Below are 21487 nucleotides of genomic sequence, written 5' to 3' on the forward strand. Positions count from 1 at the left end.
AGCGGAGCATCTCAGCCGGGTCTGACAACGGCGGACTCCCGCAGCCTGGCCCCGATCTGTTTGCGCGACGTGATGCCGAGCTTGCGGAAGACCCTGCTGAGGTGGAACTCGATGGTGGAGGTGGTGACGAACAACTGGCCGGCGATCTCCGCGTTGGTCAGCCCCGACGCGGCCAGTGTCGCCACGTGCCGTTCCTGCGGGGTGAGATCGAGCCGGCTCGCGACCGTTCGTCTGCGGGCTGTCTCTCCGGTGGCCAGAAGCTCGGCCCGGGCCCGCTCGGCGAAGGGGCCGGCTCCCCACGACGAGAAGGACTCGTAGGCGGCCCGCAGTTGAATCCTCGCGTCGGCCCGGCGACGGCGACGGCGCAGCCATTCGCCGAACAGCAGTCGTGACCAGGCGAGTTCGACGGCCACCGGTGCCTTTTCGAGCTGCGCGATCGACTCCTGGTACAGCTGCTCGGCCCGGTCGTCGTCGGCCATCAGGGCCCGGCAGCGGGCGAGCAGGCCGAGCGCCCACGGAGTCCCGGCGAGCGGCGCACGCTCCTCCAGACGTTGCATGGCCAGGTCGGCGGCCTCGCGGTAACCGGCGCGCAGCCCGGCCTCGACCATGCCGCCGAGGTTGATGTCGCCGAGGATCAGCGGGTGGTTGTCGAACACCATGAGCAGGACGTCGAGCGCCTGCTGGTACCGGCCGCGGCCGATCTCGTAGATGCTCACGGACTGCGCGATCCACCGCCAGTTGGTGGCGAGCCCCAGTTCCTCGGACAGGACGCGCATCGTGGCGACTGCGGCCCGCAGTTCGGCCTCCTGGCCGGTCCAGGCGTACAGCAGGGCCCTGTGGAAGTCTCCCGCCACGCTGAACCCGGCCGCGGCCATGTAGTCGTCGGCCTCGTTGAAGCACCGCTCGGCGACGGCGAACCGGCCGTCCCAGATCTCCACGGTGGACAGGGCGACCAGCGCGATGCTGAGCCCGAGGACGGCGCCGCGCTCGCGATCCGCGGTGACCAGTTTCTCCAGGATCTCTCGCTTGGCCTCGATGTCCCACAGTTCGTCGCCCGCGATGCTGATCATGGTGCTGAACATGTTGGGGTCCTGCAGTGGCCCGGCGTTGCGCAACCGGGCCAGGGCCGCGGCCAGCGGTCCGGCGCCCTCGGCGTAGCCGTAGGCGATCAGCCGCGCCAGCGCCGCCATCAGCGGATCGGGGCTCCAGGGCGGCAGTTCGGCGTCGTGCCAGGAGTCGGCGGCGATCTTGGCGACTTCGCGGGGTGTCGTGCCGGTGATCGTCCGGCCGCCGATGATCGCGGCGTGCGTCGCCTCGCGCAGCAGGTCCCAGTTCGCCCCGGGATCGACGGTCCCGAGGTCGGCCACCGCGTCCAACAGCATCGCCGGTACCTCGCGCGGGCGGGCGCGGACCATCTCGACGGCGGCCCGCAGTCGTGTCGCGCGGGCCCGGCCCACGGGTCCGGTCAGGGCCGGAGTGGCGAGTTCGAGCAGCGGTTGGACGGCGGCCAGATTGCCGGAGGCGAGGTGCGCCGCCGCGGCGTCGAGATAGCGGTCGGCCCGCTTGCCGGGATGTGTGGTCATCTCCGCCGAGCGGGTCAGGACCAGGGCCTGTTCGGAGTACTTGCCGCGTGCCTGGGCCAGTTCGGAGGCGGCTTCGAGTTCCTCGGCCACGGTGTCGTCGGGGCCGTCGACCGCCTCGGCCAGGTGCCAGGCCCGGCGCTCGGGGGCGCTGGTGGCCGCGAGCGCCGCCTGGACGCGGCGCAGTTCCTGGGCGGACGCGGCCGAGTGGACCGCCGACCGGATGAGCGGGTGGCGGAACTCGGCGATGGTGCCACGGCTCAATATCCCCGCTGCGACCGCGGGCCGGGCCGCGCGGACGGACAGTCCCAGGGTGCCGGCCGCGCGCCACAGCGCCGCCTGGTCGTCCGTCGGCGTCATCGCCATGAGCAGCAGCAGGGTCTGGGTGTCGGCGGGCAGCCGCGCCGCCGTGCGTCGGAAGTGTTCTTCGAGCTGCCGGTTGACCGGTAGGGGTTCGGGCAGCGGGGTGACCCCGGCCAGCTGTTCGGAGGGCAGGTTCACCGCCAGTTCCAGGAGTGCGAGGGGGTTGCCGCCGGTGCCGGCGACGAGTTGCTCGGCGACCTCCTGGTCCAGGTGCCCCTGCACGCCGGCGGTCAGCAGGGCTCTGGCCTCCGCACGCGCGAGTCCGGCGAGGCGGAGCGCGGGGAGATCTCCGAAGACGTCCAGGCCGCTGTTCCCCTCACGTCCGGCGAACAGCAGTCCGAGGCAGTCCGCGTACAGCCGGCGGGCGACGAACGCGAGGGTCTCCGCCGACTCGCGGTCCAGCCACTGCACGTCGTCGACCAGGCAGAGCATCGGCGTCGCCGTGGCCGCGTCCGAGAGCAGCGTCAGCGCGGCCAGGCCGACCAGGTGACGGTCGGACGGCGGGGCGGCGGTCAGTCCCAGCGCGGCGTTCAGCGCGTCACGCTGGCGCTGCGGCAGAAGGGGGAGCCGGTCCAGATGGGGGCGCAGGAGCCGGTGCAGGGCTCCGTAGCCGAGCCGTGTCTCGGCCTCCACGCCGACCAGTCCGACGACCGCCAGGTCCGGGGCGGACTCGGCCGCGTACCGCAGGAGCCGGGACTTGCCGACTCCTGCGTCGCCGTTGAGCACGAGGACCGCGCTGAAGCCGTCGCGGACGGATGCGATCAGCTTTCCGATCGCCGCGCGCTCGTCATCCCGTCCGACCATCGGTGGCTCGGCCGAGCCGTGGGCTTGGGACCACACCATGAGATTCCCCCAGGTCTTCCGGCGAGCCGCTTCGGGCCAGGACGCACTTGTGCGGGGCGCTGTGTGACGTGGTGTGGAGCGTGTCTCGGATCGGCACGTCCCCTCGGGCCGTGGCACACCGCACCCTAGAGAAAGGAACACCGAGGGTGTTCTCCGATCGCGCACAAATACTGTGCTCATCGTGCACTCGGCCAGGCACCGGCAGAGCGGAATTCCCGCGTCCCCACATCGGGAAAGTCGATACTTTATGCCTGGGCATCAGGCGTGTTCGAACGTCCTGGTGTGGGGGTGCCACCTGCGTCACCCGCGTCACAGAACCTGGGGACAGTCACATGAGCGTTGTGTTCTCGGTGCGGTCGGCAGCCGGCAGTGAGGGACTGGAACACTGGCAGGAAGAGGTCTTCCGGACCTTCGTCCCGCTGCGGATCACCCTCCCCAAGGACGAGCCGTTCGACGGGCGGATCAGCAGCAACCAGGTCGGTCCGCTCCAGGTGAGCACCGTCGACTGTGATCGTGGCCGGGTCGACCGCACTCCGCAGCTGATCGCCCGGGACAGCGCCGACTTCCTGTACGTCGGCCTTCAGCGCAGCGGGCGCGCCCATGTGGAACAGGATGCGCGGAGCGCCGAAATCAGCTCGGACGACCTGGCGTTGTACGACACCACGCGTCCGTACACCCTGCGCTTCCCGCAGCGATTTCGCATGCAGGTACTACTGGTGCCGCGTTCGCTGCTCCCGCAGCCGGAGTCGGACCTCCAGCGTGTCACCGCGACTGCCGTGCACCAGGACGCCGGGCTGGGGAAGGTGATCCTGCCCTTCCTCCAGGGTCTGGTCGACCACGCCCCCGGCTTCTCCCCCATGGTCGGCGAACAGTTGGCGGCCAACGCCGTGAACCTCGTCGGAACGCTCCTCGCCGAGCGACTCGACCATGAGACCCAGGACACCCCCGGTGGCAGCCTCGCCCTGCTGCTCCGGCTGAAGGCATTCATCGACCTGCATCTGGCGGATCCCGATCTGAGCCTGGCGTCGATCGCCCGCGAACACCGGATATCGGTCCGCTACCTCCACAGGCTCTTCGAGGGCGAATCGACCACCGCCGCCCGCTGGATCCAGCACCGTCGTCTGGAGGAATGCCGCGGCGAACTGTCCCGCCACTCCCCGGTCGCCCCCACTGTCGCCGCGGTGGCACGGCGTTGGGGTTTCATCAACGCCGCCCATTTCAGCCGTGCGTTCCGGGCGGCGTACGGCACGTCGCCGAGTGAGTGGAGAGCCGACGTCAGGGCGAAGCGGCCGGTGTGAGCCGGGGTCGCGGCACCCGTTGCGCAATCGGCTCCCTCGACGCGGTCTCGGACACCGTTCGGCCCTGAACCACTGGGGTCGAACCCCGGTGCGAGAGCAGGGGCGTTGGCGGTTCTCTGTGGGCACGCCGGGTCAGCACGCCCGTACGAGAGAGGATCGATCATGACCGCTCCGCTTCCCGTGGTCTTCATCCACGGACTCTGGCTGCACAGCGCCTCCTGGCAGCCCTGGATCGACCTGTTCCGCAGCGAGGGCTACGAGCCGTCCGCGCCCGGCTGGCCCGGTGACCCGGACACCGTCGAGGAAGCGCGCCAGAACCCCGAGAGCATCGCCGACCACGGCATCGACGACGTCGTCGAGCACTACGCGCACCTGATCGAGGCCCTGCCCACACGACCCATCGTGATCGGGCACTCGTTCGGCGGGATGATCGCGCAGAAGCTGCTGGGGCAGGACCGGGCCGCCGCGGCGGTCGCGATAGACGCCGCGCAGATCAAGGGAGTTCTGCCGCTGCCGCTGTCCGCGCTGCGGGCGACGTTCCCCGTCTTCAAGAACCCCGCCAACAAGCACCGGTCCGTCTCGCTGACCGAGGAGCAGTTCCGGTTCGCCTTCGGCAACGCCCTCACGGAGGAGGAGTCGACGGCTCTGTACGAGCGTTGGACCATTCCCGCGCCGGGCAAGCCGCTGTACGAGGCCGCCTCCGCCAACTTCAACCCCCACTCGGCGGCGAAGGTCGACACGGAGAACAGCGGCCGCGGGCCGCTGCTGCTCATCTCCGGCGGCAAGGATCACACGGTGCCCGAGGCCGTCACCCGGGCCACGCTCAAGCAGTACCGGCACTCCGAGGCCGTCACCGACATCCTCAATTTCCCCGACCGCGGGCACTCCCTGACGATCGACGACGGATGGCGCGAGGTCGCGAACACCGTTCTCGGGTGGCTGCGCAAGCACAGCCCGGAGGGCGGGCGATGAGCGACCGCTCCTCCCCCGCCACCGGAGCACCCGGTGCCGCCAAGGTCCTGGCCGGGCGGACCACCGTGGTCACCGGCGCGGGGCGCGGCATCGGGCTGGCGATCGTCGAGGCCTTCCTCGCGGCCGGCTCCCGGGTGGTCGCGGGCACGAGGGAACGCACCGAAGCCCTGGACCGGCTCGTGAAGCAGGGGGCCGAACTGACCGTCGTGGAAGTCGATCTCGCGCTGCCCGAGGCCCCGGCGGAGCTGATCGCCGAGGCTGTGGCGGTCCATGGTGGTGTCGATGTCCTCGTGAACAACGTCGGAGCGGTGCGTCCGCGCCCGGACGGGTTCCTGAGCGTCACGGACGAGGAGTGGGAGTGGACGTTCACGATCAACTTCATGGCCGCCGTCCGTGCCACCCGCGCCGCCCTGCCCCACCTGCTCGCCACCGGCGCGGGGCGCATCGTCACCGTCTCCTCGGTCAACGCACGGCTGCCCGACCCGCTCGTCATCGACTACGGCGCGGCCAAGGCGGCGCTCACCAACTTCTGCAAGGCCCTGTCCAAGGAGGTCGGACCACGAGGTGTGCGGGTCAACACCGTCGGCCCCGGCCCGGTGGAGACGGCGCTGTGGCAGGGTGACGGCGGTGTGGCCGCCACCGTCGGCCGGTCCCAGGGCGTCGACCCCGCGGAGGTGGCCCGGGGCGCGGCGGCCCAGGCGGTGACCGGCCGCTTCAGCCGTCCGTCCGAGGTCGCCGATCTCGTCGTACACCTCGCCGGCCCCTCCTCGGCGAACATCACCGGAGCCGACTTCGTCATCGACGGCGGGCTCGTCGACTCCCTCTGACGGTCCGACACGACGTCGTGCCGCCGCGCGCCGACGTGGCGGCTCGACGGTACCTCTTCGCTCACACCGTGCTTCCCCTCGCGTCCTTTGGAGACGTCAGTGAGATTCAGCATGCCCAGATCCCGCCGCCTGGTGGCCGCGGTCTTCGCCCTGGCCCTGGGCCTCGGCTCCCTCACCCTCACGGCCTCGGCCGCCGACGAGCCGACGCCGTCACACGGCGAGCGGATGCCGTCCGGCTTCAGCGAACACAAGACGGAGGTCGCCGGGACCGGCATCAACTACGTGATCGGCGGCCACGGTCCGACGCTGGTTCTGATCCACGGCTACCCCCAGACCTGGTACGAGTGGCACGACATCATGCCCGCGCTCGCCGAGCACTACACCGTCATCGCCCCCGACCTGCCCGGGGCGGGCAAGAGCGACGCGCCGGCGTCCGGCTACGACAAGAAGACCATGGCCGCCGACCTGCACGCCCTCCTCGTGTCGCTCGGCAAGGACAAGGACGTCAACATCGTCGGCCACGACATCGGCACGATGGTCGCCTACTCCTACGCCGCGCAGTACCCGCGCAGCGTCAGCAAGCTCGTGCTCAGCGAGGCACCGATCCCGGATGCGGGCATCTACGAGTTCCCGGCGCTGACGGCGAAGGGCCCCGGGGTGTGGAACTTCGGCTTCTTCTCCTTGCCGACGGGCTTCCCCGAGAGCATGGTCCAGGGCCGCGAGCTGACGTGGACCTCGGGCTTCATGCGGAGCATCGCGGTGCACAAGGACGCTCTCACCTCGGACGACCTCGACGTCTTTGCCTCCTATCTGCGGGATCCCGCACACCTGAAGGCGAGCTTCGACTGGTTCCGGGCGTTCCCGCAGGACATCACCGACAACGCGCGATTCCAGAAGAAGCGGCTGACGATGCCGGTCCTCGCGATCGGCGCCGACGGCAGCCTCGGATCGGCGGTCGCGAAGCAGGCACGCCGGTACGCCACCCACGTCACCCCCGTCGTCGTCCCCGACTCCGGCCACTGGATCTACGAGGAGCACCCCCAAGAGATGACCGGCCTGCTGCTGCGATTCCTGGGCGGACGACGGTGACGGACACCAAGGAGGAAACAGTCATGACGAGCACGCGATCCGAACGGCTCCGCAAGGCCGGCGACCGTCGGCGAAGACTGATGCTCACGGCGGTGTCGGTCGGCACACTTCTGGTGATCCCGGCCCTGTCCGCCGCCACGCCCGCCACATCAGCCCCGTCAGCGACAGCGCACACATCAGGCACGACGAATACTCCGCACACACCGAAGCCGACCGTGGTCCTGGTGCACGGAGCGTTCGCCGACTCGTCGAGCTGGAACGCGGTCGTCTCGCGGCTGGAGCGCCAGGGATACCCGGTGATCGGCGTCGCGAACCCGCTCCGTGGCCTGGCCGCGGACTCCGCCTACGTCTCCAGCGTCCTGGACACCATTCCCGGACCCGTCGTCCTGGCCGGTCATTCCTACGGCGGAGCCGTCATCACCGACGCCGCCGTGGGCCACTCCAACGTCAAGGCTCTCGTGTACATCGCCGCGTTCGCCCCCGACGAGGGCGAGTCCGGGCTGTCGATCCTCGACACCTATCCGGGCAGTCTCCTCCCCGCGGCGCTGGCGGTCCGGCCGTTCCCGGGCGGGCAGGACGGTTACGTCGATCCCGCTTCCTTCCGGCAGGTGTTCGCCGCCGATGTACCGGCGGGCCAGGCCAGGCTGATGGCCGCCGGGCAGCGGCCGGTGTCGCTGTCGGCGTTCGCCGAAACCAGCTCCACGCCTGCGTGGAAGACGATTCCCTCCTGGTTCCTCGTCGCGGGCGCCGACCACGCCATCCCGCCGGCCGCGGAACAGGCCATGGCCCGTCGTGCCGGGTCCCACACCCAGGTGGTCCGCGGCGCCTCGCACGCGGTCCTCGTCTCCCATCCCGACGCGACCACCCACCTCATCGAGGCCGCCGCCCGCGCCACCTCCTGAGCATCTTCCGCCGACGGCCGCTTTCAACCTCCCACCGAAGTGGAGACACACATGTCGGTCACCGACCCGCTCACCCCGGAGCCGCTGTTACAGCTCGGCCTCGGCTTCATGGCTTCCAAGACACTGCTCAGCGCGGTGGAGTTGGGCATCTTCACCGTGCTGGCGGACGGCGGCCGCGACCGCGCGTCCCTCTCCTCCGCAGTGGGTCTGCACCCCCGTTCCGCCGCCGACTTCCTCGACGCGCTGGTGTCGCTGAACGTGCTGACCCGGAGCGAGGACGGCACCTACCGCAACACCCCGTCCGCGGACCTGTTCCTCGACCGTGCCAAGCCGTCGTACGTGGGCGGCATCCTGGAGATGGCCGACGCGCGCCTCTTCGGCTTCTGGAACAACCTCACCGACGCGTTACGCACCGGCGCCCCGCAGAACGAGGTCGCGCACAGCGGTGCCCCGTTCTTCGCCACCCTCAGCCAGGACCCGGTCGCCTGGCGGAACTTCCTCAACGGCATGAACGGCGTCAGCACCCCGCTCGCGGCCGCCCTTGCCGCCGACTTCGACTGGACCGGCCGACGCCATGTCATCGACGTCGGCGGCGCTCTCGGCGCCGTACCGGCCGCCGTCCTCACCCTCCACCCCGACATCACCGGAGGCGTCTTCGAACTTCCCCCGGTGGAGCCGGTGTTCGACGAGTTCGTCGCCGCTCGCGGCCTGACCGGCCGACTCGTTTTCCACGGCGGGGACTTCTTCTCCGACCCCCTGCCCGAGGCCGAGGTCTACGTCATGGGGCAGATCCTCCACGACTGGGACCTGGAGCAGCGCCGGTTCCTGCTCAAGAAGGCGTACGACGCCCTGCCGGCGGGCGGCGTCCTCATCGTCTACGACGCGATGATCGACGACGAGCGGCGCCGCAACACCTACGGTCTGACGCTGTCGCTCAACATGCTCATCGACAGCGAGGGCGGTTCCGAGTACACCGTCGCGGACGCCTCGCAGTGGTTGCAGGCCGCCGGGTTCACCAAGGTGGAGGCCCGTCCCCTGATCGGCGGTTACACCGCGGTGTACGCCACCAAGTGATCGCGCGCGTCCGGGGTGCCGACGTGCAGGCGCAGTGCCTGTGAGTGGCACGGCCGCCGGCTCAGGCGGTGCGCTTGCCGACCCGTTTCCCTTCCAGGGGCGGGGCCGTGACGGCCCCGTGGGTGCGGCACTCCGGACGCGCGCAACCGGGTGCGGGACGGCGTACGAGCGTGAAGGCCAGCGCCGATCCGACGACCAGCACCGCCGCGCAGATCGGCATGGCCCGCCGGAACGCCGCACCGAAGGCGTCCGCCGACCGGTACGCGTCGGCGCCCATCCCGGTCAGCAGGGGCAGCGCGGCCACGGCGACGAGGCCCGCCACCCGTGCCGCCGCGTTGTTGATGCCGCTGGCCAGTCCCGCCCGGGAGGCGTCGACGGATCCGAGCACCGTGGACGTCAGCGGCGCCACCAGGACGACCATGCCGGTGCCCATGACCAGCACGGCGGGCAGCACGTCCTTGAGGTAGTTCGCGTCCTGTCCCACCCGGAGCATGAGCAGCATCGCCGCCGCGCACAGCAGCGGGCCCACGGTCAGCGGGATGCGCGGGCCGATGCGGTCGGCCAGGGCGCCGGAGCGGGCGGAGAACAGCAGCATGAGCGCCGTCGTCGGCAGCAGGGCGCTCCCCGCCGCCAGCGGTGAGAAGCCCGCCACCACCTGAAGTTGCAGCGCGGCGAGGAAGAAGAAGCCGCCGAACGCGGCGTACACGCACAGGGTGACCAGGTTGACCGCGGTGAACTGGCGTGAGGCGAAGATGTCCGGCGGCAGCATCGGGTCGGCCCGGTGCCCCTCCACGTAGACGAAGGCGATGCCCGCCAGCACTCCCGCCACCGCGCAGAGCGCCACCACCCAGGTACCTTCGCGGGCCTCGATGAGCGCGTAGGTGATCAGAGCGAGTGCGATGGCTCCGAGGGCCGCGCCCAGCACATCGAACCGTTCGTGGCGCCGCCCGTCGGACGACTCCGGTACGTGGCGCAGGGCGATCGGGACGCACAGCAGGGCGAGCGGGATGTTCAGGAAGAAGACCCAGCGCCAGCCCGGACCGCCGACCAGATAGCCGCCCAGGAACGGCCCGACGGCAGCGCCGATTCCGCCGAACCCCGACCACACGCCGACCGCCCGGCTGCGGTCGTCGGGGTGGAACGAGGCCTGGATCAACGCGAGGGAGCCAGGGCCCAGCAGCGCGCCGCCGACCCCTTGCAGGGCGCGCGCGGCGATCAGCACCTCGGCGTTCGGAGCGAGCCCGCACATGAGCGAGGCCGACGCGAACCACACGACACCCGTCACGAAGACGCGCCGCCGCCCGTAGGAGTCGCCGAGGGATCCGCCGAGCAGGATCAGCCCGGCCAGGGTCAGCATGTACGCGTTGACCGTCCATTGCAGGCCCGCGAGTTCGGCGCCCAGTTCCTCGCCGATGCGGGGCAGCGCGACGTTGACGACGGTGGAGTCCAGCATGGCCATGCTGGAACCGAGCACGGTGGTGAGCAGAATCCATTTGCCCTGGGACGAGGCCAGCCGGACATTCGACATGCCTCAGATATACAGGGCCCGCAGCCCCGGATGGACAGGACTCACTGGACGGCGTGGGGCACTTGGCGCATCACGACGCAGCGGCGAACGGCCGGCAGCTGTCGGTGAGCGGTGAGGCGCGGGACCGGAGGGCGAGAGCGACACGCCCCTGTTCCGCATGTCCGTCCGGTCCGGGGCATCATTTGTCATATATTGCGCTGGTTTGATCCTTCGGTTCGGTTCACTGTCGAAAGGCCCTCCGTGCATCCTGTCTCCCGACGCATCGCCTCCGTGAGTACCGGTCTCCTGGTCTGCGCCGCGCCGCTGGCCGCGGCTCCGGTCACCGCCCACGCCTCCGCTCCTCAGGCCGCCACCGCCTCGGCCCAACAGCAGGCGCCGAGGCCGACGTTGACGGCCAAGGCGACGGTGAAGTCCGTCAAGGCCTGGCAGGAGTTCCGCGTGTACGGCACTTCGACGCGCCTGGCGTCCGGCACCCGCGTCACCCTGCAGCAGCTGCAGAAGAAGGGGTGGGTCAGCCTCCCGATCCACATGAACACCACGCGCAGTCACGCCTACAACCTCCGCGTGAAGCTGGGCATCAAGGGCCTCAACAAGGTGCGGATCGTCGGCGGCGGGGCCGTCTCCAACACCGTCCAGGTCACCGTCAGGTAGATCGAGCGGCATCTTGCCCGACGGGCAGCGGCCGGCCCCTGTCATGACCGGATCTCCGGACCATGAGAGGGGCGGCGGCCCCGACCGTCTCGGCACACCCGGGCCCTGACCGGAGGGCCGTCAACCGGATGATCGTGTTCCCATCGCGCCTTCGACGGGCAGACCGACCCTGAGTCCGAAGCCCGAAGCCCGGAATGGGGAACATGTCCAAGGAATCCCGGCAGGAAGTGGCCTCTTCGGCCACATCCGATGTCGACCGCAACCGTCTCGACTTCTCACCCTGGCTGTTCGCGGCCGAGGCCACCGAGGAACAGCGTTCCCGGCAGGCCGACTTCCGCGGAGCATTGAACAAGCGTGCCGGATGCGCGGTCGAGGACGACTGCTTCGTGTCCGAGCTGGCCTCGGTGCAGAACGACACACTGCGCCTCGGGGCGCGTACCACCGTCGCCGCCGGCGCCTATCTCACGGACGAGCTCACGACGGGCCGTGACTGCACGATCAACGCCTACACCGTCGTCCGAGGACGAATAGCGCTCGGCGACTCCGTGCGTATCGGTGCGCACACGTCGCTGCTGGGGTTCAACCACACCTACAGCGACCCGGACACGGAAGTGCACCGCCAGCCGCTGACCAGCGTCGGCATCCGCGTCGGCGACGACGTCTGGATCGGCTCACATGTGGTGATCCTGGACGGCGTGCAGGTCGGCGACCGGGCTGTCGTCGCGGCCGGCGCCGTGGTCACCAAGGATGTTCCGGCGGGCGCGATCGTCGGCGGCAACCCGGCGCGCGTACTCAAATGGCGTGTTCCGGGAGCCCGGCCGTCCGCTCACACCGACGAGGTGGGCACGTCGGTGGCCGACTTGGCCGATCGGGCCCGCGAGCAGGCCGGTGTCCTGCTCGACCGCTGCTTCACACCTGCGTCGGGCGGCGGACTGTTCGTCGACACACCTCACGCGGCGCCCACGGTCCGCGCTCAGTGCGACGCCGTCGAGATCTCGTACCTGTTGCTCGGACATGCTCCCCCGCAGGTGCCTCGGGACGATCTGGTCGACCGGCTCCGGCAGTGGCAGGATCCGCGGACCGGCATGGTGGGCCCGCTGCTCCCCGACGGTTCACAACGGTCCCCCGCCCCGGGCCTGTTCGACCCGGAGGCCGACTACCACGTCCTTAGTGTCGGCTACGCGCTCGATCTGCTCGGCAGCCGTTTCGAGCATCCCGTGCACGTGGTCGCAGAGGCGCGGCCGGAGGAGATTCTCGCCGGCCTGGACCGGCAGCCCTGGGCGGAGAACGCCTGGGGAGCCGGGAACTGGGTCGACGTGCTCTCCACCGCCGTCCGCTGGAACCTCGCCCTCGGTGTTCCGGGACAGCCGGGGGCCGTCGAGGCGCTCTTCGGCCGCCTGCTGACGCGGGCCGACTCGTCGACGGGCATGTGGGGTTCACCCCGGGCCGAAGACGGCTTGTTGCAGATCGTCAACGGCTTCTACCGGGCCTCGCGGGGAACGTTCGCCCAGTTCGGAGTACCGCTCCCCTACCCCGAACGGGTCGTCGACACGGTGCTCACCCACGCACGCGACGTCCGCGTCGTCCGCCCCGAAGTACAGAACGCCTGCAACATCCTGGACATCGCCCACCCGCTCTGGCTGACCCGTCAGAGCGGCCACCGGACGGACGAGGTCACGGAACTCGCCCGCACGTTGCTGACGAACGCCGTCAGCCACTGGACGGACCGCCAGGGCTTCGGATTCCGGGCTCCCCACCGCACGACGGCAGGCATGGCGAAGACCGTCCCGGGCCTGCAGGGAACGGAGATGTGGCTCGCTCTGATCTGGTATCTCGCCGATCTCGCCGGGGTCTCCGAAGCGCTCGGCTACCGTCCGCGCGGCGTGCACCGGCCGGAGCCGGTCGGCACGCTCTTCAGCTAGGCGCCCGGACCGGCCGGGGACACGGGCTACGCCCCGGCCGGTTCCTCGTCGGCGGCGAGCGGCGCGTCGCGGACTCCGAGGCGCAGGTGCTCCACGTGGTAGAGGGCCTGGTCGAGGAGTTCCGCGACGTGGTTGTCGTAGAGGGCGTAGATGATCGAACGACCGTGCCGTTCGCCCGCGACCAGGCCGAGGTTGCGCAGCAGGCGCAGTTGGTGGGAGCAGGCGGAGGCTTCCATGCCGACGGCGTCGGCGAGGTCGCCGACGGAGCAGGGGCCTTCCTGGAGGCGGGCCAGGATGTACAGGCGCGAGGGGGTGGCGAGGGCCTGGAGGGTGGCGGCCACGTCGGCGGTGCCGACCGCGTCCAGGCGCTCGCGGGTGGTCGCGCTGCCGGCGGTGTCGGTTCCGTGCCCCATGGGGGACATCATACCGATGACACCTGAAGACCTGTTCATGCGTTCCTGTATCGTGAGGACAGTTCCCCGGGCCTCCCCCGGCCGCCCCCGTGAAGGGTTGTTCTGTCATGTCTTCCGTCCTGGACCAGAGGCCCACGCGGGCCGTCTCCGGGCCGCGTCCGGCGGCTCCCCGGCGGCGTACGCGGGTGCTGGCGCTGCCGGAGGCCCGCTGGGCGCTGGCGGCGCTGGTCCTGTTCCTGATCGCCCTGCCGCTCGATCTGCTCGGCGCTCCGGCGTGGACGTGGGCGCCGCTGTTCGCCGGCACCTATCTCGCGGGCGGTTGGGAACCGGGCCTGGAGGGCCTGAAGACGCTGCGGGACAAGACCTTGGACGTCGATCTTCTGATGGTGGTCGCCGCTCTCGGCGCCGCCGCCATCGGCCAGGTCCTCGACGGGGCACTCCTGATCGTCATCTTCGCGACCTCCGGCGCCCTGGAGGCGGTGGCGACCGCCCGCACCGCGGACTCGGTGCGCGGTCTGCTGGACCTCGCGCCCTCCACCGCCACGCGGGTCCTGCCGGACGGCCGGGAGGAGACGGTCGCCGCCGAGGATCTGCGGATCGGGGACACCGTCCTGGTGCGGCCGGGCGAGCGGATCGGCGCCGACGGACAGGTGCGGGAAGGTTGCAGCGACGTCGACCAGGCCACCATCACCGGCGAGCCGCTGCCGGTGGCCAAGCAGCCCGGGGACGACGTGTTCGCCGGTACGGTCAACGGCACCGGTGCCCTGCACATCCGTGTCGAGCGCGATCCGGCGGACTCGGTGATCGCCCGGATCGTGAAGATGGTCGAGGAGGCCTCCGCGACCAAGGCCCCCACCCAGCTGTTCATCGAGAGGATCGAGCAGCGGTACTCGATCGGCATGGTCGTGGCGACCCTCGTCGTCTTCGCTCTGCCGCTCGCCCTCGGCTCCGCGCTCCAGCCCGCCCTGCTCCGGGCGATGACCTTCATGATCGTCGCCTCGCCCTGCGCGGTGGTCCTCTCCACGATGCCGCCGCTGCTGTCCGCCATCGCCAACGCTGGCCGCCACGGCGTGCTGGCCAAGTCCGCCGTGGTGATGGAGCGTCTGGGGCAGGTCGACGCCGTCGCCCTGGACAAGACGGGCACGCTGACCGAGGGCACCCCTCGCGTCACCGACATCCGCCCTCTGCCCGGATCGGGTCTCGACGAGGACGGTCTGCTGTCCCTCGCCGCGGCGGCCGAGCATCCCAGCGAGCACCCGCTCGCCCGCGCCGTCGTCCAGGCCGCCCGCGACCGCGGCCTGCCCGTCGCCGCGGCCCGCGACTTCGCCTCCGCACCCGGCCGGGGCGTCACCGCCGTCATCGACGGACGCCCCGTGCAGGTCGGCTCCCCCGCCCGCCTCACCCGCACCGGCGGTCACGAGGAGGACGACGTGGTGCGGTCCCTTGAGGACGAGGGGCGCACCGCGGTCCTCGTCCTGCGCGACGGTGCGCCGGTCGGGGTGCTGGGCGTCGCCGACCGGCTCCGCCCCGACGCCCGGGCGACCGTGGCCGCGCTCACCGAACTGACCGGCCGCACTCCGGTCCTGCTGACCGGGGACAACGAACGCGCCGCCCGCCGCCTCGCCGCCGAGGTCGGCATCACGGACGTACGGGCAGGGCTCCTGCCGCAGGACAAGGTCGCCGCGGTCAAGGAGAGGGAGGCCGAGGGGCGTCGGGTGCTGGTGGTCGGCGACGGCGTCAACGACGCCCCGGCCCTGGCCGCCGCGCACACCGGCGTCGCCATGGGCAGGGCCGGCTCGGATCTCGCCCTGGAGACCGCCGACGCGGTCGTCGTCCGTGATGAACTCGCCGCGATCCCGGCCGTGGTGGCGCTCTCGCGCACGGCCCGTCGCCTGGTCGTGCAGAACCTGGTCGTCGCCGGGGCCTTCATCACCGTACTGGTGGCATGGGATCTGATCGGTACGCTCCCGCTGCCGCTCGGCGTCGCGGGGCACGAGGGCTCCACCGTCGTCGTCGGCCTCAACGGCCTGCGCCTGCTGCGGGCGTCCGCGTGGCCCCGCCACTCCGGGGACTCGGCATGAGCAGGCGCACCCGGCGCACGCGCGCGGAAGTCCCCGCCGGGGCGGCGGTCGGTGCCCGCTGCACGGTCACCGTCTGCCGCGGGTGCTGCTGCGGGACCGCGGCCAAGGTTCCCCGCCTCGACCACGAAGCCCAACTCGCCGACCTGCGCACCGCGCTGGCCGGAGTGGCCATGATCCGGCGGACCAATTGCCTCGACGCGTGCGAGCGCGCCAACGTCATCGTCGTCCAGCCCTCCGCCGAGGGCCGCAAGGCCGGCGGACGGCCGGTCTGGCTCGGCCAGGTCAACGACCCCGGCGCCGCCGCCGACATCGCCGCCTGGGTCGAGGCCGGTGGTCCAGGCCTGGCCGATCCCCCGGGCGTCCTGGACCTCTACGCCTTCCAGCCCTCGCGGCGCGTCCGGCACGAACTCGAGGACTGACGCGTTTTCCGGGGCGGCTCCCGGTCGCTCGCGACAACCGGGCCATGGGCTCAGGGGCGGTTGCCCGGTGCCCGGGCGGCGGTCACGAGGCCGTCGAGCCACGCCTGATGGCCGTTGAGCATGGAGTTGGGCGTCTGGGCGGTGAGGTCGGCGGCGGGTCTGCCGATCTGCGATTCCTGGGTCAGGATCCGCACCCGGCCGCCGGGCAGGTCCTCGACCAGCCAGGCATGCAGGACGTCGAGCTTCTCGTCCGCACCACCGTCCTGCCCGGCGGTCCAGGACAGACGGCCGGGCGTGGTGTCGGTGGGCTCGGCGTACTCGACGACCTCGGCATCCAGGGGCGGGAAGCCGCAGGTGCCGAAGGAGAACTTCAGCCCCTGCGAGGACTCCGTTCCGCCACCCTCGGGCCCGGCGCCGACGCCAACCCCGACGTACGCCACGTGCGCGACACGCTGGAGGCGGCCGCCCGCGCCTGGCGCATTCGGTCTGTTCCGCCTCATCCCCGATGTTCCGTTCAGGTTCCCGGCGGGTGCCGGGAACCTGAACGGAGAGCGGCGCCGACAGTGCCGTCAGATGCCGCAGGAGGACGCCGACCAGTAGCGCGAGCTCTGGCTGCCGAGGTGGGCGTGTGTGCTGTGACCGGGGTAGCCCGGGCCGAGGATCTCGTTGAAGCCGTGGTTGCGTGCCTGCTTGACGATCTCGCAGTACGAGGGGGTGCCGACGAGGTCGATGCCACGGCCGTAGAGATGGTTGCTGTTGGCCGCGCCGCCGACCGCGTTGTTGCAGGCGTGGGAGCGGAAGCCGCTGCTGGTGGTCAGGGCGCGGTCGCCGAGGGCATGCCGCAGGGCCTCCAGTTTCCACATCTGCTGCAGCGCGTTCGCCTTCGCGGCGGCCGCGGAGACCGCGCCGCCGGACCAGTCCGCGTTGCAGCGGTTCATCTCGGCGTAGGTGAAGTGCGCCGGGGTGCAGTCACCGTCCTGGAGCGCGTAGAGCTTGCTGAAGGTCTGCGCTCCCGCGATGCCGTCCGCCGACAGACCGTAGGCCTGCTGGAAGCGGGTGACCGCGGCCTTGGTGCCCGGGCCGAACTCGCCGTCCACCGCGAGGACCGCGCCGTATCCGGGGTAGCCCGCGACCCGGATCTGCAACTGCCGCACGTCCTCACCGCTGGTGCCCTGGCCGAGGGTCCGGTTCCAGGTGTAGCAGTCGTCGGCGTGCGCGGTGCCCGCGGTGACCGCGACACCGAACATCGAAAGTGAAGCGAGCATGACAAGACTGAGAAGCGTACGGAGATACCGTCTCAACACAGAGCCTCCCGAAGTGAATGCCGGACAGAGAATCGAGGATCCCTGACACTGCCCGGCCGCGCTACGCGCGTCAATAGGGCTTGCTTCAGCGGGAGTTGGAAGGTGCCCCCTTCTCCGCTCGCCGCGGCTGCCGCCCCTTCGGCGGGCGCCGCCGCCTACGGTCGATCCGTCAGCTTCTCGGTCGCGTGACGTCCCGCGTCGGCGGTGCGGCGCAGGAAATCCGCGAGCAGTTCGAGTTCGGCTTCGTCGTAGTCGGCGCAGATCCGCTCCACGGAGGAGTTCATCTCGGCGAAGTGGCCGAGCAGTTCGGCGTTGCGTTCGCGCAGGGCATGGATCACGGTCGCGCGGCGGTCGGACGGATCGCGCCGGCGCGAGATCCACCCGCCGCGTTCGAGCCGGTCGAGGATGCCGGTGGTGGTCGCGGCGTGGAGCCCGGCGCGCTGGGCGAGGGCGGTCGGACTCATCGGGCCGTGAGCGTTGATCAGGTCGAGGCAGTCCATATCCATGCCCCTGAGGTCCAGCCGGGCCCCGACCTGCCGCCTGAGCAGGACCAGTTCGGCACTCAACTCGCGTAGCCCCTGGCCCACTTCGACCGTGACCTGCCTGCGCCGACGCGCCCCACCCGCACGTTCTACGGAACTCATAATGTACGCCTTCCGAAATACTATGCTACGGTTCTCGTACATTACGGCATCCTAAGTACGGCTCGATGGGGGCATGAGCATGTTCGTACTGATCGGAGCAACAGGAACCGTAGGACGTCAGGTCATGGAGCTGCTGCTCCAGAGCGGCGCGGAGATCGCCGCCGTGACCCGCGATCGCGCAGCGCACCTGCCCGCAGGTGTGCGACCGGTCCTGGGAGATCCGTCCCGGCCGGGCACGCTCACCGACTGGCCGCACACGGCGGAAGGAATTCTGCTCAGCCCACGCGCGGTCGGCACCGCCGCCGACGAGTTGCTCGCACTGGGGGCGGCCCGGGGAGCGCGACGTGTCGTGGTTCTGTCGTCCGCGACCGTGGAGTACCCGGCCGGCCGTCAGCGCTTCATCGACGAGTTCGAGGCGGTCGAGGAGGCCGCCCGTCGCTCGGGGCTTGCGTGGACGTTCCTGCGCTGCGCAGATTTCGCCGCGAACACCCTCGCCTGGGCTCCGCAGATCCGCGCCACCGGTGTGGTGCGCGGCGCCCACCGTGGGGCCGCCACCTCACCCATCCATGAACGCGACATCGCCGAAGTGGCCGTGCAGGCCTTGACGGAGTCCGGGCACTCAGGTCGCGCCCACGTCCTCACCGGACCGGACTCCCTCGACCAGCAGGACAAGGTTCGCCTCATCGGCGAAGCGACAGGACGGACCCTGAAGTTCGAGGACGTCCCTCCTGGGCGGGTGCGGCAGGCCATGCTCGCCCAGGGCCTGCCCAGCGATGTTCCCGACCGTCTGCTCGGCTCCCTGGCCGACTACGCGACGGAACCCGGACCGACCACCGACACCGTGGCACAGCTCCTGGGGCGCCCCGCACGCACCTTCGCCGCATGGGCCGCGGACAACGCCCCTGCTTTCGCGCCCGGTTTCAACTCCTGAACCGGCGCGCGTCCGCAGCGATCCCTTCTCGCTCCACCCACCCGACACGAGGAGACGTCATGCCGGAGATCGAGCTGTCCACCGGAACGATCGCCTACCGCGACTCCGGTGGGACCGGCCCCGTGACCGTGCTCCTGCACGGATTCATGATGGACGCGTCGCTCTGGGACGCGGTGCGGGGCGACCTGTCGGCGGATCACCGCTGCATCGTGCCCACGCTGCCCCTCGGGGCCCATCGGCACGTGATGCGCGCCGACGCCGATCTGTCGCTGCCGGGGATCGCGCGGCTGGTCGCGGAGTTCCTCGAACGGCTCGATCTCCGCGACGTGACCCTGGTCGGCAACGACACCGGCGGGGCCCTCGTTCAACTGCTCATGGCCGACGACGCGGCTCGCGTCGGGCGCGCGGTTCTCATCTCGTGCGACGCCTTCGACAACTTCCCCCCGGGCCTCACCGGGAAGACTCTCGTCCTCGCCGGCAAGTTGTCGCCCCGTCTGTTCAGCCTGTTCATGCGCCAGATGAAGCTGCGTACGATGCGACGGCTTCCCCTGGCGTTCGGGTGGCTGACCCGGCGAGGAGACGCGGCCACCGCCGCCTGGATCGAGCCGGTCACCACACAGCCCGAGATCTCGCGGGACACCGTACGCATGCTGCGCGCCGCAGCGGCCGACACCGCCGTCCTGCAGCGGGCGGCCGAACGACTGCCCCGGTTCCGGCGCCCCGCTCTCGTGGTGTGGGCGAGCGAGGACCGAGTGATGCCACCCGAGCACGGCAGCCGTCTGGCCGAACTGCTCCCCCACGCGATCCTGCGGGAGATCGAGGACAGCTACACCCTCGTCCCGCTGGACCAGCCGACGCAACTGGCCCATGCCATACGCGAGTTCATCCAACCACTGAGCCGCCACCACCCTGGGGACACCACCACGGCGTGAATCACGTCGTGGGTCATCCATGTCCGCAGGATGGTGACGGCGGAGGCAACTCGTCGCCGTCAGGAGCTGCGGCGACCACTACGTTCCATCAGGCCGGCGTCGGACGAATGTGTCGGGCCGTCAGAGGATCTGAATGGACGAGACCTTGGGCGGGTTGTTCGGGAAACTCATGTCGTGCCAGCGATCGATCCGCACCGAGTCACCGTTGGCGTCGTAATAGACCAGGTCGTTGTTGCCGGTGTCGCCCGGTTTCGACCCTCCCGAGTGACAAATGATCAAGGACGTTTCGCCCGCAGCGCCGCGGGCAGCGCCCACCGGGAACGCTTGGACGCGGTGGTCTTGTCGGCGTCCGGAGCAGCGTCTCGATCGGTGTCGGTGTCGGTGGTGGACGGGGTTCGCTCCCGTCCCGCGTGCCGCTCCTCGGCCGTCGCGGGTCGGGGGCGCGGGTGCCACCAGCGCACGCGGCGAGGGTGCAGTGCCCGGCCGAGCCTGCGACCCAGGACGAGGTAACCGAGGAAGGCCCCCGTCGAGTTGAGGATGACGTCGTCGATGTCGAAGGCCCGCCCGGTGACCAGCAGTCCCTGCGCGGTCTCGACGGTGAGCATGACGAGCGCCGTCATCAGCACGACGCGGACCAGGCCCCGGGTGCGCGGGAAGAGGACCGGCAGCAGGACGCCGAACGGCACTCCCAGCAGGATGTTCCCGCCCACCTGTTTCACCGTGTCCCGCCAGTCGGGCTGGTCGAAGTACAGGCGGATCGAACTGCCCGGGTGCAGATTGGTGTGCGTCATCGGCACGGACTCCGGCGAGGGCACGAGCGTCACCCTCGCCAGGGCCACGGCGAACGCCACCATGCAGACGAATCCCAGCGCCATGACGAAGGCGCGCGCCAATTTCCAACCCAATGTGTGCCGTCGTAGCCGCGGCTCGCTTTCCATGGACTCCCAGATGCCCCCGAGTTCACTCTCTACGCGCCTGCCGTCCCGGCGAACGAGGCCGCCGCCTAGAAGGACGTTCCTCGCGCATACGCTGCCGCCATGACGTCGGTGGCGAAGAGTGATCTGACAGGACGGGCGCGGCTTCGGGCCGCGGCCCTGGAGTTGTTCGCCGAGAAGGGATTCGAGGCGACCTCGACGCGGGCCGTGGCGGCTCGGGCCGGCCTGTCGCCGGCGTTGGTGACGCGGCACTTCGGGTCGAAGCAGGGTCTGCGGGAGGGGGTCGACGCATACGTTCTGGAGCGCATCACCGAGCAGTTGCGGCAACGGGCCCCGGAGGCCGACCTGATGGCCTCTCTCGGTTCGGCGTCGGCGAGTGTCTTCGGCGCGGATCCTGTTCTGCGCGGCTATCTGCGCCATGTGCTGCTGGAGGACAGCGAGGCCAGCGCCGCGCTCTTCGGGCGGCTGCTGGCGGGGGCGCGGGCGGAGGTTCGGCGGCTCTCCGAGACCTATGGCAGCGCGGACAGGCCGGGCGGAGTCGGCGCCGGGCCGGATCCAGAGTGGGCGTCCTTCCAGATGCTCTGCATCGTCCTCGGTCCCTTGCTGCTGGAGAAAGTGATGCAGCCTCACCTGCGCGGTCCGATGTTCGCCCCTGACGTCCTAGCGGCGCGCAGCGCGGCCAACCAGCGTCTGCTGCTGCGCGGTTACTACGGCGACTACGGCCACCCGGAGGACGAGGTCGGGGGTTAGCACCAGGGTGGCGTGTACAAGTGTTGAGG

20 protein-coding genes and 1 pseudogene are annotated in these 21487 nt (G+C 70.6%); 13 read left to right on the forward strand and 8 right to left on the reverse strand.

What is annotated here, in order from left to right; translation table 11 throughout:
- Window positions 1-11 precede the first annotated feature (11 nt).
- Window positions 12-2786 carry an AAA family ATPase gene (locus tag ACFVDP_RS01315; protein WP_383481338.1) on the reverse strand — a complete coding sequence of 925 codons (2775 nt, stop codon included), beginning with the start codon at window positions 2784-2786 and terminating at the stop codon, window positions 12-14.
- A gap of 332 nt (window positions 2787-3118) precedes the next feature.
- Between ACFVDP_RS01315 and ACFVDP_RS01320 the strand changes: the two genes are divergently transcribed.
- From ACFVDP_RS01320 to ACFVDP_RS01345, 6 genes are all read left to right on the forward strand, one after another.
- Window positions 3119-4084 (forward strand): helix-turn-helix domain-containing protein, encoded by a 966-nt coding sequence (locus ACFVDP_RS01320; RefSeq protein ID WP_383481341.1) that lies wholly within the window; start codon window positions 3119-3121, stop codon window positions 4082-4084.
- A 162-nt stretch (window positions 4085-4246) separates the two neighbouring features.
- A complete protein-coding gene (locus ACFVDP_RS01325) occupies window positions 4247-5056 on the forward strand; it encodes an alpha/beta hydrolase (protein WP_383481344.1) in 810 nt (269 codons plus the stop codon).
- A complete protein-coding gene (locus ACFVDP_RS01330; protein ID WP_383481347.1) occupies window positions 5053-5883 on the forward strand; it encodes an SDR family NAD(P)-dependent oxidoreductase in 831 nt (276 codons plus the stop codon). Before ACFVDP_RS01325 ends, ACFVDP_RS01330 begins: the two co-directional genes overlap by 4 nt.
- A 111-nt stretch (window positions 5884-5994) precedes the next feature.
- A complete protein-coding gene (locus tag ACFVDP_RS01335) occupies window positions 5995-6972 on the forward strand; it encodes an alpha/beta fold hydrolase (RefSeq protein ID WP_383481350.1) in 978 nt (325 codons plus the stop codon).
- A 23-nt stretch (window positions 6973-6995) separates the two neighbouring features.
- Window positions 6996-7874 carry an alpha/beta fold hydrolase gene (locus tag ACFVDP_RS01340; protein ID WP_383481353.1) on the forward strand — a complete coding sequence of 293 codons (879 nt, stop codon included), beginning with the start codon at window positions 6996-6998 and terminating at the stop codon, window positions 7872-7874.
- Window positions 7875-7925: 51 nt separating this feature from the next.
- Window positions 7926-8948 carry a methyltransferase gene (locus ACFVDP_RS01345; protein ID WP_383481356.1) on the forward strand — a complete coding sequence of 341 codons (1023 nt, stop codon included), beginning with the start codon at window positions 7926-7928 and terminating at the stop codon, window positions 8946-8948.
- A 61-nt stretch (window positions 8949-9009) separates the two neighbouring features.
- Here ACFVDP_RS01345 and ACFVDP_RS01350 read toward each other — a convergent pair whose 3' ends face one another.
- Complete coding sequence (locus tag ACFVDP_RS01350; protein ID WP_383481358.1) at window positions 9010-10476, reverse strand: MFS transporter; 1467 nt, start codon at window positions 10474-10476, stop codon at window positions 9010-9012.
- Between the two features lie 270 nt (window positions 10477-10746).
- Here ACFVDP_RS01350 and ACFVDP_RS01355 point away from each other — a divergent pair, with 270 nt between their 5' ends.
- Both ACFVDP_RS01355 and ACFVDP_RS01360 read left to right on the forward strand, forming a co-directional pair.
- Window positions 10747-11127 (forward strand): hypothetical protein, encoded by a 381-nt coding sequence (locus ACFVDP_RS01355; RefSeq protein ID WP_383481361.1) that lies wholly within the window; start codon window positions 10747-10749, stop codon window positions 11125-11127.
- A 203-nt stretch (window positions 11128-11330) separates the two neighbouring features.
- Entirely contained in the window at window positions 11331-13049 is a 1719-nt protein-coding gene (locus ACFVDP_RS01360) for an acyltransferase (protein ID WP_383481364.1), read from the forward strand.
- Between the two features lie 26 nt (window positions 13050-13075).
- Here the strand turns inward: ACFVDP_RS01360 and ACFVDP_RS01365 are convergent, their stop codons facing one another.
- Entirely contained in the window at window positions 13076-13462 is a 387-nt protein-coding gene (locus tag ACFVDP_RS01365) for an ArsR/SmtB family transcription factor (protein WP_383481367.1), read from the reverse strand.
- Window positions 13463-13569: 107 nt separating this feature from the next.
- Between ACFVDP_RS01365 and ACFVDP_RS01370 the strand changes: the two genes are divergently transcribed.
- Together ACFVDP_RS01370 and ACFVDP_RS01375 are read left to right on the forward strand one after the other, a co-directional pair.
- Complete coding sequence (locus ACFVDP_RS01370) at window positions 13570-15543, forward strand: heavy metal translocating P-type ATPase (protein ID WP_383481370.1); 1974 nt, start codon at window positions 13570-13572, stop codon at window positions 15541-15543.
- On the forward strand, window positions 15540-15962 hold the full coding sequence (locus ACFVDP_RS01375) for a (2Fe-2S) ferredoxin domain-containing protein (RefSeq protein ID WP_383481373.1): 423 nt from the start codon (window positions 15540-15542) through the stop codon (window positions 15960-15962). The genes ACFVDP_RS01370 and ACFVDP_RS01375 overlap by 4 nt, the downstream gene beginning before the upstream one ends.
- Window positions 15963-16012: 50 nt before the next feature.
- Here ACFVDP_RS01375 and ACFVDP_RS01380 read toward each other — a convergent pair whose 3' ends face one another.
- The 3 genes from ACFVDP_RS01380 to ACFVDP_RS01390 all read right to left on the reverse strand — a co-directional run bounded on the left by ACFVDP_RS01380 (window position 16013) and on the right by ACFVDP_RS01390 (window position 17910).
- Entirely contained in the window at window positions 16013-16462 is a 450-nt protein-coding gene (locus tag ACFVDP_RS01380) for a hypothetical protein (protein WP_383481376.1), read from the reverse strand.
- Between the two features lie 69 nt (window positions 16463-16531).
- Window positions 16532-17266: a D-Ala-D-Ala carboxypeptidase family metallohydrolase gene (locus ACFVDP_RS01385; protein ID WP_383481379.1), complete on the reverse strand. Its 735-nt coding sequence runs from the start codon at window positions 17264-17266 to the stop codon at window positions 16532-16534.
- Between the two features lie 155 nt (window positions 17267-17421).
- Entirely contained in the window at window positions 17422-17910 is a 489-nt protein-coding gene (locus ACFVDP_RS01390) for a MarR family winged helix-turn-helix transcriptional regulator (RefSeq protein ID WP_383481382.1), read from the reverse strand.
- A 73-nt stretch (window positions 17911-17983) separates the two neighbouring features.
- Between ACFVDP_RS01390 and ACFVDP_RS01395 the strand changes: the two genes are divergently transcribed.
- Entirely contained in the window at window positions 17984-18841 is an 858-nt protein-coding gene (locus tag ACFVDP_RS01395; RefSeq protein ID WP_383481385.1) for an NAD(P)H-binding protein, read from the forward strand.
- A 59-nt stretch (window positions 18842-18900) separates the two neighbouring features.
- A complete protein-coding gene (locus ACFVDP_RS01400) occupies window positions 18901-19773 on the forward strand; it encodes an alpha/beta fold hydrolase (RefSeq protein ID WP_383481388.1) in 873 nt (290 codons plus the stop codon).
- Window positions 19774-19893: 120 nt separating this feature from the next.
- Here the strand turns inward: ACFVDP_RS01400 and ACFVDP_RS01405 are convergent.
- Window positions 19894-20013 (reverse strand): annotated as a pseudogene (locus ACFVDP_RS01405) (beta/gamma crystallin domain-containing protein); the annotation flags it as partial.
- Between the two features lie 35 nt (window positions 20014-20048).
- Complete coding sequence (locus tag ACFVDP_RS01410) at window positions 20049-20711, reverse strand: VanZ family protein (RefSeq protein WP_383481391.1); 663 nt, start codon at window positions 20709-20711, stop codon at window positions 20049-20051.
- A 99-nt stretch (window positions 20712-20810) separates the two neighbouring features.
- Here ACFVDP_RS01410 and ACFVDP_RS01415 point away from each other — a divergent pair, with 99 nt between their 5' ends.
- Complete coding sequence (locus ACFVDP_RS01415) at window positions 20811-21458, forward strand: TetR/AcrR family transcriptional regulator (RefSeq protein ID WP_383481394.1); 648 nt, start codon at window positions 20811-20813, stop codon at window positions 21456-21458.
- Window positions 21459-21487 lie beyond the last annotated feature (29 nt).

The organism is Streptomyces sp. NPDC057694, assembly GCF_042799415.1.
Taxonomy (GTDB): Bacteria; Actinomycetota; Actinomycetes; order Streptomycetales; family Streptomycetaceae; genus Streptomyces.

What these genes read in the sequence shown, in the direction of transcription:
- ACFVDP_RS01315 (WP_383481338.1), bottom strand. Translation starts at nt 2,786, where the DNA reads ATGGTGTGGTCCCAAGCCCACGGCTCGGCCGAGCCACCGATGGTCGGA.
- ACFVDP_RS01320 (WP_383481341.1), top strand. Translation starts at nt 3,119, where the DNA reads ATGAGCGTTGTGTTCTCGGTGCGGTCGGCAGCCGGCAGTGAGGGACTG.
- ACFVDP_RS01325 (WP_383481344.1), top strand. Translation starts at nt 4,247, where the DNA reads ATGACCGCTCCGCTTCCCGTGGTCTTCATCCACGGACTCTGGCTGCAC.
- ACFVDP_RS01330 (WP_383481347.1), top strand. Translation starts at nt 5,053, where the DNA reads ATGAGCGACCGCTCCTCCCCCGCCACCGGAGCACCCGGTGCCGCCAAG.
- ACFVDP_RS01335 (WP_383481350.1), top strand. Translation starts at nt 5,995, where the DNA reads ATGCCCAGATCCCGCCGCCTGGTGGCCGCGGTCTTCGCCCTGGCCCTG.
- ACFVDP_RS01340 (WP_383481353.1), top strand. Translation starts at nt 6,996, where the DNA reads ATGACGAGCACGCGATCCGAACGGCTCCGCAAGGCCGGCGACCGTCGG.
- ACFVDP_RS01345 (WP_383481356.1), top strand. Translation starts at nt 7,926, where the DNA reads ATGTCGGTCACCGACCCGCTCACCCCGGAGCCGCTGTTACAGCTCGGC.
- ACFVDP_RS01350 (WP_383481358.1), bottom strand. Translation starts at nt 10,476, where the DNA reads ATGTCGAATGTCCGGCTGGCCTCGTCCCAGGGCAAATGGATTCTGCTC.
- ACFVDP_RS01360 (WP_383481364.1), top strand. Translation starts at nt 11,331, where the DNA reads ATGTCCAAGGAATCCCGGCAGGAAGTGGCCTCTTCGGCCACATCCGAT.
- ACFVDP_RS01365 (WP_383481367.1), bottom strand. Translation starts at nt 13,462, where the DNA reads ATGGGGCACGGAACCGACACCGCCGGCAGCGCGACCACCCGCGAGCGC.
- ACFVDP_RS01370 (WP_383481370.1), top strand. Translation starts at nt 13,570, where the DNA reads ATGTCTTCCGTCCTGGACCAGAGGCCCACGCGGGCCGTCTCCGGGCCG.
- ACFVDP_RS01375 (WP_383481373.1), top strand. Translation starts at nt 15,540, where the DNA reads ATGAGCAGGCGCACCCGGCGCACGCGCGCGGAAGTCCCCGCCGGGGCG.
- ACFVDP_RS01380 (WP_383481376.1), bottom strand. Translation starts at nt 16,462, where the DNA reads ATGAGGCGGAACAGACCGAATGCGCCAGGCGCGGGCGGCCGCCTCCAG.
- ACFVDP_RS01390 (WP_383481382.1), bottom strand. Translation starts at nt 17,910, where the DNA reads ATGAGTTCCGTAGAACGTGCGGGTGGGGCGCGTCGGCGCAGGCAGGTC.
- ACFVDP_RS01395 (WP_383481385.1), top strand. Translation starts at nt 17,984, where the DNA reads ATGAGCATGTTCGTACTGATCGGAGCAACAGGAACCGTAGGACGTCAG.
- ACFVDP_RS01400 (WP_383481388.1), top strand. Translation starts at nt 18,901, where the DNA reads ATGCCGGAGATCGAGCTGTCCACCGGAACGATCGCCTACCGCGACTCC.
- ACFVDP_RS01410 (WP_383481391.1), bottom strand. Translation starts at nt 20,711, where the DNA reads ATGGAAAGCGAGCCGCGGCTACGACGGCACACATTGGGTTGGAAATTG.
- ACFVDP_RS01415 (WP_383481394.1), top strand. Translation starts at nt 20,811, where the DNA reads ATGACGTCGGTGGCGAAGAGTGATCTGACAGGACGGGCGCGGCTTCGG.